The organism is Paracoccus haeundaensis (genome assembly GCF_006239215.1).
GTDB lineage: Bacteria > Pseudomonadota > Alphaproteobacteria > Rhodobacterales > Rhodobacteraceae > Paracoccus > Paracoccus marcusii.
The window spans coordinates 1-9,223 of record NZ_VDDC01000063.1 but is presented as its reverse complement, the minus strand read 5'-3'; the positions used below and the strand labels follow the sequence as shown (position 1 = coordinate 9,223).

Here is a 9,223-nt window from a genome sequence, read left to right as displayed (position 1 = left end):
TGAAATATGTGCCATGGCCCGAGGATACCATGGCCACATTAGGCTGGGAATCCTGTTTGGGTTTTCACACGGTCTGGATCGTTTGCGCAGCAGCGTCAAACGTGTTGCAAAATTCGTCAATTGAGCGAGTTCTGTGACATGCCCACTATGGCGTAACTTTTGCACCATTGATGAGGCCAAACGTAGCGACAGGTGGCTAGTCACGCGTATCAATGAACGGGGAAGACCATCGTCTGCAGAACGATGCCTATGAGGCGGCCAAGTGTACTACACGTGTCTGCTCGATGATGGCCCGCTCGGGCAGGCTCAGCGTGCCCAAGGGGCGTTCCGCACTCTGCGGCTTGGCAGCGGCTGGAGTTGCCTCCGCCTGACCACCGGCATCAGCGCATGTCAGACTTGCAGTGGTCCCACAGGCACGTTAGGGTCGTGACATGCCTGCCGTCCACATGCCGCGCCATGGCACCGGTTGTTCATCCTCGGACAAGCGGCAGTCGGATGAAGGCTTCATCGTCATCACTGACTGCGATACGGGGGATGGCGACCCTGCATGCCGTGATGACGGCCTTCGCATGGGCCAGATTGATAGCGAGATCTTTGCTCGTCTTCACGCGATAGTCCACTGGCAGCTCCGCCGTTTTTTGACAGCGTTACCTCGCATCTCTTAACGAAGGGTTAACCGTACGCCGATCGATATCACGGCGAAGACGGTCTCGGCGTATCACCGCGGCAGGCCTGCTGTGGTCTGGCGACCTGCAGTCGGTGCAGCGTGCGAGTGCGTATGAAACCAAGGCCGCGGGATTTTTGTTGATCCCATTCATCAGTGTGTCCTGCGGAGGGGCGATAGTGGTCACTCATATGCAACGACGAAAACTTCAAGCGCCGCGTGTCGTGATCACTGCCAAGATCATCACATCATCCAAATCGGCCCGCATCGATCCGATACAGATGCGGGACGGGTTTCTGGAATTGATGGTTGACCGGAAGGTCGACCAGGCCATTCGCGCGATGCATCCCGACCACAAGTAAGGTCGGTTTCTAAAATCGACGAACCACTGAAACCTTGCGACTCGTTCTCTTTTCCTTCCAATCGACCGGAAGGAGACAGCCCTGCCCCGTCATCGAATCCACAAGCGATATTTCCGGAGATCCGGGCCCTCTAGGTCACCTGGTGCGATGAGTGGCAGGGCGATCGGTATTCTCTGGCTGCGGGCCATCTGAGCGATGCTAGTCGCGTGGGATGTGATGGCCGATTATTCACCGCGCGACACGCTGTCGCTTCAGTTCGGCAGCAGGATCCTCCGGACCAGGCTGCCGGAATGATCCGACATCCGACATCCTGTGCGTTATTTTGTCCCATAGCCGGATAAAGCACAAAAGAAGAACTTGCGCAGTGGTGACGCTGGTAGGCTGAATGATGAACGCTCTCGACCATCTGATAAATGATCTCCTGGGCGCAAGTAAGGAGATCGGTTTGTCCGTGCATGATCTCCGCAAATTTCAATCCGAGCTTGCCAGGCACCAGGCGATCAAGACAATGCTCGATGCGAAGGTGAGCTTTGCCATCAGGATGTTCGAGCGGAACGACTGCTTGCCATCATCGGATCAATGACGGCTCAGTCTAACTTAGCGGACCTGTGTCCCCGACTGCGCGTGCATGAAGGCAAGCACAGCCCTTGCATACTCTTGATGATCGGCAGTTCCAGCTTCATGTGACGCAATGAAGTTGAATAACGAGTTTTCCTCCGACAAACCGAGGGCCATGTCCCAACCCGGGAACTGCCGGGTCGGGACAACATTCCTACCCAGAACTGTAAGCCCATGATGGGATTTGCTGTCGTAGATGTAGCGCTCAACAACTTGCAGTTCTGCCTCCGGGCCTTCTATCCACTGGTGGAAGATCCCATCCTCCCAGTGAAGATACCCCGTGATGTCCATGTTGCCGTTACGATGACGCGCTTGGGCCAAGATGGCCTTGAGCTTCGGGTCCTTCGGCTGAAGGGTCGTTTCGCTACGGTACAAAAGATTGGTAATCAAAGTGTCCTACCTCTCGCAGAGGCAAGTTTCATGCCTCGGGCGACCAGCAATAGGAATAGCTGATCATCAAAGGCTAACCTTAGTTAGTCAGTTAGACTGATAGCTGATCACGCGGATAAGCCTCATGGCACGCTTAGAAGAGTAGGATATCTTCCGCAATCGCTTCCGCGGTTATGCCTTTACCTATAAGCGTGATGACGTTTCCGTTTCCGAAATCCAAAACCGCCTTCGTCGGAGTTTCCGTGATGATGTCGTAGAACCCTGGAACAGACTGGCGAAGGATAGCATCATCTATCATGAGCCGGTCGATCCCAACCTGATAGTCTGTGATGTTATCGGAGCCGCCGCCTGCGTGGAACACGAACGTGTCGGCACCAGCCCCACCAGTGAGCACGTCGTTACCCTGTGATCCAATCAACGTGTCATTTCCGGCGCCGCCTTGGATTGTATCGGAGCCAATGCCGCCTACCAATTTGTCGTTGCCACCCCCACCCCACAGAACGTCATTTCCATTTCCCCCGATGAGGGTATCGAAACCAAATCCGCCGTTTAAGGTATCGTCGCCGTCTCGACCCCATAGAAGGTCATTTCCGCCGTGACCCTCAAGTCGGTCATTGCCCTGGTTGCCATCGAGGACGTCATTCCCTAGCCCACCAAGCAGCACATCGAAGCCATAACCGCCAATGAGACGATCATCGCCTTGCCCACCGTCAAGGGTGTCGTTCCCACCTCCGCCATGAATCCAGTCGTCACCTGCCAGCCCTCGAGCGAGATCGGCACGACCACCAAGCTGAAAGTCGTCTGAACGAGCGGTTCCTTGCACCGCAAGGCCGTCTGGCGAGGAGGTTTTGACGACACCGTCGAAGCTATCGTCACGCCATTCGCCGCGGCTTTCTGCACTTGTGTCGATCGCCGGAACAATACCTCTTCCAAAGACACCGGTATCCAATACCGGCTGTCCTGTCGTCCGTCCAAAGTTCTGAGTGACCATCAGAACCGCATGGCCTTGGAAATTGCCCATCTCTAAACCGATCCCAATAAACTCCATATCGGGGTCGACGATGTTCCGGTAGTGACTTGGGCTATTGAGAAGGTTCTGATGCAGCTGCCTAATTTCGTCAGTCAGGTCCGCAGCGCCACGAACTGAGACATACGCCAAGTTCTCTCTCGTGCCCCAGTTTTCCCCGTACATGGGGAACCCAGCCTTCTCCATGCGATCAGAAGCGGATGATCCACCTGCGCCCACATGTGAAAACATGTCCGCATAGAGCATCCATTGACTATGCCGTTCGGCAGACTCATTTAAGGGCTTTGCAATCTTAAGCGGTGCAAGGCCGTTCTCGAGGCGGGTATTGTTCACCAGCTTGACGAAATAGTGCTCGTAGGCAGTCGCGAAACTCATGGATCTATCCTCTTCGAGAGCAAATAGCATTAAGTACGAGCATTTCGCAAACAATGCATTAAGATCGCACATGGTAATAAGATAAATCTGTAATTGTTTATCTAGCTACCTCGCCCCCCACAGTGGGCGTGGTCCGTCGCCACTATGCCCTTAAAGAGCGGGTGTTCGAATTCAATGCTTAAGGGGCTGTAGAAGGTTCGGTCACGAGCGTCCGAAAAATGGGGCCGCAAGCCTTGGGGCTGGCCGGACGACCGCAAGTAGCCCCCTGCCCTCGTGACAGACAGCGACTAAGTCGAACCGTTCACCAGCATGCACCAGTTGGAATACCTTGATCGGATCTTCAGTCTGATTGAAGTATCTTAAGGATTTATTAATAAATCGCGTGTAAAAATTTTGTAAAGGAGTCAACATGGACCTTGAGATTGGAAGTGTTCGCGAACTTAATGTACAGCTTGCTCACGCAAACTCAGTTATTGATACCTGTCGCAAAAGCATCCACCGGTTGAACATCGGTGATGACGCAGTTTCCTATGCTTTGACGCGAGTTGATATGGCAATCTGCAATCTGGAAATCATAAGAGAGCATTTAGAAAAAGATGCTGCGCTTTGGGCACATCTAAGGGCCGCAAATATTATAAATGATAACTGAATTAACGATGATTTTATAAAAAGATCATAGTGATCGAAGATTCTCGAAGATAAAGAAGGACTCAAGCGTGATCGCTAAAAGCCTCTCCGTCTGATCTGCTGACGTCCGTGGTGGATGCGAGATCGACAAGTTACGCAGCTACACCAGCTTAGTACGTAGAGCTCAACCTTTTTTAGATGCGTCGCTATTATCGGCTCTAGCCGAGAGTAATTGACTGGCGCACCCTCCGGGCTCCGTCCTTGCAGGACTTCTGGACGTGGACGTCAGTGTCAATGCACTGATTGAGGCTATCTGTGGTCCTGGATCTGCCAACATCATGAATAACAATAGTTGGGATTTGATTTTGCACCATGCCTGGACAGACTCCCTACGGCGATCCGATATTTATATCTGAACGGATGGCACGTTCTGTTCTCCGGGCGCCACCTTACCACATTCTGTCTGATCCAAGTGTTCGGAAAGAAAGTGAAGGGATTGCATACAACTGTCGATCTGCTTTTTGACGAGTTTGCGTTCCTCGCGGTCCAACACCGTCACGCAGCTATACGCATGCTCAGCCTTATCTCGCAATATAATCAATGACTTAACGAGTTCATCCAACGTCTTCGTATGTGCCATAGTTGCTCCGTCTTTCAAGACAATTTCGGTTTGCACAGGCGCTACGCCCGTCTGAAACCAGATCAAAACCGGAACCATAAACAATCGTAGGGTGCATAGCTTTTACCTGCTTATCGTTCGAAATTCGTTAACGAGTGGCGGAAATTCGCCGAAAAATTGTAGTTTTTCATCTATTCACTTGGCGATGCATAAATACAACACAACAATAACAGATTAGTCAGATCCTCATGTACATCCGTTCACGCGATCAAGAATTGCCCAAGCCAGAAAACAGCCCAAGGGACTGTGTTCCCGGCGAATGTCCATCACCTAGTATCCTTGGGTAAAAAGCTGCGGATCGTGAGCCTTATTGATACTTATTCCAGCTACTGCCGGCGACGGGTGTGCGGTTCCAATATCGTAATTATTGATTTTTTCAATGCGTATGCCATCTAACAAATCCGCCGGGCTGTCGAGGTTTAAAAAATAATATCTATATTATCGGAGTTAGTCACTCCCGGAAGAAAAATAACGAAATCAGCATTTCGATCACCGTTGACGTCAGCGCAAACATATGTGCCGCCATCCTCGCTTAAGAACCACAGGGCGTTTGCTTCTGGTCGCTGACAGATTTTTAGCGACTGAGAGCTTGGTCTGTTGATATTTGAGTCAATTGTGGATAGATCAATAATATCGACACCGGTTCTGAAGTCGTATACCTTATCAAACGCCCCTGGCTTGCTATCGCCGAGCTTAAACTGAAAGATATCTCTTCCAGGGCCGCCATATAGATGATCGATTCCCGCTCCGCCGCTCAGACGATCATTGCCCAAACCTCCGCGGAGAGTGTCATTGCCACCCTCCCCGTATAGACGATCATTGCCGTGTTGTCCGTGGATTAAGTCGTTGCCAATGCCCCCATGTGATTGATCATCACCGTACCCAGAAAATAGCACATCGTCACCAAAGCCTCCGAATAGGTTGTCGTTACCCGCCGCACCAGCCAATGTATCGCTACCTAGCCCACCATAAATCTGGTCGTTCCCCCATCCTCCGTGGACATAGTCGTTTCCTTGGTTGCCGCTAAGCCGGTCGGATCCATATCCACCAAAGATTCTATCGGAGCCGTAACCACCGTGGACAATATCTGAGTCGATGCCGCCAAAAATCGTATCTTGGCCCGATCCGCCTAAGATGCGATCGCTTCCAGCATCTCCATTTATGAAATCGTTGCCATCTCCTCCATTAATTTCATCATTTCCTGCTCCACCATATAGGCGGTCAAATCCTGTACCGCCGTATATGACGTCGTCTCCCAGGCCACCAAAAACTATGTCATGCCCGTGATTTCCACTTAGCTCATCATCTCCAGCAGCACCGTAAATTTTATCATTTCCAGACATTCCGTAAATTTTATCTGAATGCGCCGTGCCCCATAACTGATCAGCCGATGCACTCCCATAAACTACCTTTCCTTCGTCCAAAGGAGCTACGTTTGGGTCCTCATCAAGGTCTGAACCAATCCCGCCTACCGAATCAATAATTCTTGATAAATTTTCAAAATAAAAGTTTGTGGCAAACTTAGCCTCAAAAGTAAGTTTTATTGCCTCAGAAATCTGAAAGTCTGAGAAACCTTTGAGATACCTGTTAGACAAAGAATAACGTTCGGATTGCTGTAAAAAGTCTATGTTATATAGGTATAGGTCAAACATTATGTTAGACCCGCCTGCGATCTTCACTTCTCCTCCGCCGGGCATGGAGATATGCAGATCTGCACCATCTATCCTAGTTGCGTTTTGAAGCTGTACCTTACTTTTAAATGCACCCCCAAACGATATTAGATCGCCAGGCGCAAAGTCCAAAATATCTACATTTGCGTCTGGCATTACGATAAAGAGATCATTCCCTGCTCCGCCGACAGCAGTAGACTGAAGTCGGCCTTTGGCGGACGAAAATAAAAGCATATCGCTACCACGGCCACCCCTAACATTATCAATTCCGCCGTCTGATAAAATTAAGTCGCCGTGATCGCCGGCCAGAAGGATATCATTACCCTTTCCTCCGGCAATAACGTTTTTGCCGCCACTTCCGAATATTCTGTCATTACCAACATGGCCGTAAAGGACGTCATTTCCGTTTGCTCCCTGGAATGCGTCATTAACCATTCCTGTTCGTGGGTCGGTGACGTTGTGAGCGCCCTCTATAAAAAGATCTCGCTTACTATCTGAAATTACAACTACGACAATTTCGTTGGGCGCTAGCTCGCCGTCAAACGTGCCACCTGGTCCTGAAACGACTTTCATGTCGCCACGAGCATCAGCTATCTGTCCAGGTAAGGGAGTTTTGGACATAGACTCATCGTACCAGGTACTATAAGGCGAATCTGCGGGAATAATGTGATACGTGGATACATGATAGTTGCTGGATATGCTGCTTAGATAAATTGATGTATCTTCATCTGTTTGATTGTAGAAGAATACTACTTTCTGATTTTTTTCTGAAAATCCGTTAGTCTGAATATCACCCGACTGCTCCACCCAGTCGGAAACTTCCGTGTTTTTTACAGAGCTTTTACCTATTAAATGTCTTTCAGCGATATCATAAAGCTGACCCATCGGGGTCGCAATTGTTACTATCGCTCCGCCATCGCTTTCGGACGGTGAAAATTTCGTGTCGTAGAATTTGTTCGATAGCCAATCATATGAAATTCCCCAATGATCGACCGCATCGACACCCGCCTCGATCAGTTTTGAGAACGCATTGATCCATGCTGCAGCCTGTTGCGTTCCAACAGCTGTGTTTTCACCGATATTAAATTCTGATATAATAAGTTGAATGTCATCTGAAAAGCCGGTGGCTTCCTGAAAAACTCGCATTGGATTTATGGCCCAATTGATCTTGGTAGTTAGATCGTTAGCGTCTGGATAACTGTGCTGAAATATTGCACTTACTAATGCGCGGTTTTCAGTCGTTATCTCGTTGATAATTTCTTGTGAATGGCGGGGACCTACTGCGGTCCAGGTTCCGTCGGCATTTTGCTCCGCCTTCCATTGAACGCCGGCTTGTATTCCTATTCCTGGGCGATCATCTGCAGGACGGTCCCCCCATACCTCATTTATCATTCCATTTATTGCGGAAATCTCTGCATTTGCTATTCTTCCATACTCGTCAGGCTGTAAAGATCCCCATTCTTTACTACCCCAATATTCATTACCGATTTCGAAATTAGTTATCTTAACGCTCGGGTATTCGGAAATTGCCTTAGATAGCTCTGCAAGATATGCATTGAATCCTCGTGTATCGAAGTGTCCTTCAACTTTATCGTAAAATTGAAATGTCGGCGTTACAATCGATACCGATTTTCCGTTTTTTTCAGCGAAATCAAGCATTTCTCGAATAGTTAAAGTATATTTCTCGTCCTTCGGATCCATTGGTTTCCCAAACATACGGTGAAGGCCACCATTTTCCCATGTTTGAGCCTCCGTGACGCCCCCACCTGGAAATCGAATATTTGAAAAATCGATCTCCTCAAGCGTTTCATGGTAGGCGTAGGCATCAGTGAGACTATCGCGAGTGAGAACTACGTTTCCACCAAAGTGGCTATGTCTGATCTGCGCCATTTTAACCCTCTGTTCATTTCCTTTAACAAAGGGTTTTTTTATTCAGGATCAATTCCTAAATAATTAAAATTCTTTCCATGGGTCATTTGCCCGATACTTTTCAAGAAAAAATTTCCAAAAAATTTTCTCATGCACATAATAATTACAATTTAAACGACATTATTGGAACAATGCAAAAGGCAGCGACATCAAAAAAGTTGCGAATATATAATATTATTAATTTTCAAGAAAGCGAATTTAGTGGGGCTGTAGACTGTCTATGGTATAAGAAATTTTCTTAAAAAAGGAATCCTTAACCTTTCGATGCGAGGGTCGCGGCAGGCTGGCGTAGGCCTGCGTGGTGATATGGTCGCCGCGGTAACGAGGCAAGCCCCGCCATCGGCGCGGCATTTTCGGGGCAAGACGTATGGCCAAGGCTGCGAACCTGACGGACGGGGCCCGGGAACTGCGCCAGGCGCGCGCCACGGGGTGGCCGCTGTTCCTGTCGGTGGGGGTCTTCTCGGCGGTCGTGAACCTGCTGATGCTGACCGGGCCGCTGTTCATGCTGCAGGTCTATGACCGTGTGCTGGCCTCGCGCAGCGTCGAGACGCTGACCGCCCTGTTCGTGCTGGTGATCTTCCTCTTCGCGCTGATGGGTGCCATCGACATCATCCGCAACCGCGTGATGCAGCGGATCGCCGCCCGGTTCCAGGACCGGATGGAGGGTCGCGTCTTCGACGCCGCGCTGCGCGAGGGCGCATTGCGCGGCGACGAATCGGCCACCACGGCGGGCGGGATGCGCGACCTGGATTCCGTCCAGCGGCTGATCGGGTCACCGGTCATGCTGGCTTTCTTCGACCTGCCTTGGGCACCGCTGTTCCTGGCGGCGGTCTTCATGTTCCACCCGGTCCTGGGCATCGTCGCGACCGTCGGCGGCGGGAT

Annotated in this window: 6 protein-coding genes; 3 read left to right on the top strand and 3 right to left on the bottom strand. The window is 50.3% G+C overall.

Features of this window, described 5'->3' with window-relative positions; genetic code table 11:
* The first annotated feature begins 804 nt into the window (after window positions 1–804).
* Window positions 805–1,026 carry a hypothetical protein gene (locus FHD67_RS19340; protein ID WP_139599742.1) on the top strand — a complete coding sequence of 74 codons (222 nt, stop codon included), beginning with the start codon at window positions 805–807 and terminating at the stop codon, window positions 1,024–1,026.
* Window positions 1,027–1,623: 597 nt separating this feature from the next.
* Here FHD67_RS19340 and FHD67_RS19330 read toward each other — a convergent pair.
* Both FHD67_RS19330 and FHD67_RS19325 read right to left on the bottom strand, forming a co-directional pair.
* The gene (locus tag FHD67_RS19330; protein ID WP_139599740.1) at window positions 1,624–2,034 is read right to left on the bottom strand and encodes a BLUF domain-containing protein; all 411 of its coding nucleotides are present in this window, start codon (window positions 2,032–2,034) and stop codon (window positions 1,624–1,626) included.
* Between the two features lie 133 nt (window positions 2,035–2,167).
* Window positions 2,168–3,436: a CAP domain-containing protein gene (locus FHD67_RS19325; RefSeq protein WP_176695219.1), complete on the bottom strand. Its 1,269-nt coding sequence runs from the start codon at window positions 3,434–3,436 to the stop codon at window positions 2,168–2,170.
* 409 nt (window positions 3,437–3,845) lie between these two features.
* Here FHD67_RS19325 and FHD67_RS19320 point away from each other — a divergent pair, with 409 nt between their 5' ends.
* Window positions 3,846–4,085 carry a hypothetical protein gene (locus FHD67_RS19320; protein ID WP_139599738.1) on the top strand — a complete coding sequence of 80 codons (240 nt, stop codon included), beginning with the start codon at window positions 3,846–3,848 and terminating at the stop codon, window positions 4,083–4,085.
* A 1,076-nt stretch (window positions 4,086–5,161) separates the two neighbouring features.
* On the opposite strand, the gene FHD67_RS19315 is transcribed toward FHD67_RS19320, so the two are convergent.
* Window positions 5,162–8,302 carry a calcium-binding protein gene (locus FHD67_RS19315; protein ID WP_139599737.1) on the bottom strand — a complete coding sequence of 1,047 codons (3,141 nt, stop codon included), beginning with the start codon at window positions 8,300–8,302 and terminating at the stop codon, window positions 5,162–5,164.
* A 406-nt stretch (window positions 8,303–8,708) separates the two neighbouring features.
* Between FHD67_RS19315 and FHD67_RS19310 the strand changes: the two genes are divergently transcribed.
* Window positions 8,709–9,223: ABC transporter transmembrane domain-containing protein (locus FHD67_RS19310; RefSeq protein WP_246071363.1), on the top strand; the 515-nt coding region annotated here is incomplete at its 3' end.

What these genes read in the sequence shown, in the direction of transcription:
- FHD67_RS19315 (WP_139599737.1), bottom strand. Translation starts at nt 8,302, where the DNA reads ATGGCGCAGATCAGACATAGCCACTTTGGTGGAAACGTAGTTCTCACT.
- FHD67_RS19320 (WP_139599738.1), top strand. Translation starts at nt 3,846, where the DNA reads ATGGACCTTGAGATTGGAAGTGTTCGCGAACTTAATGTACAGCTTGCT.
- FHD67_RS19325 (WP_176695219.1), bottom strand. Translation starts at nt 3,436, where the DNA reads ATGAGTTTCGCGACTGCCTACGAGCACTATTTCGTCAAGCTGGTGAAC.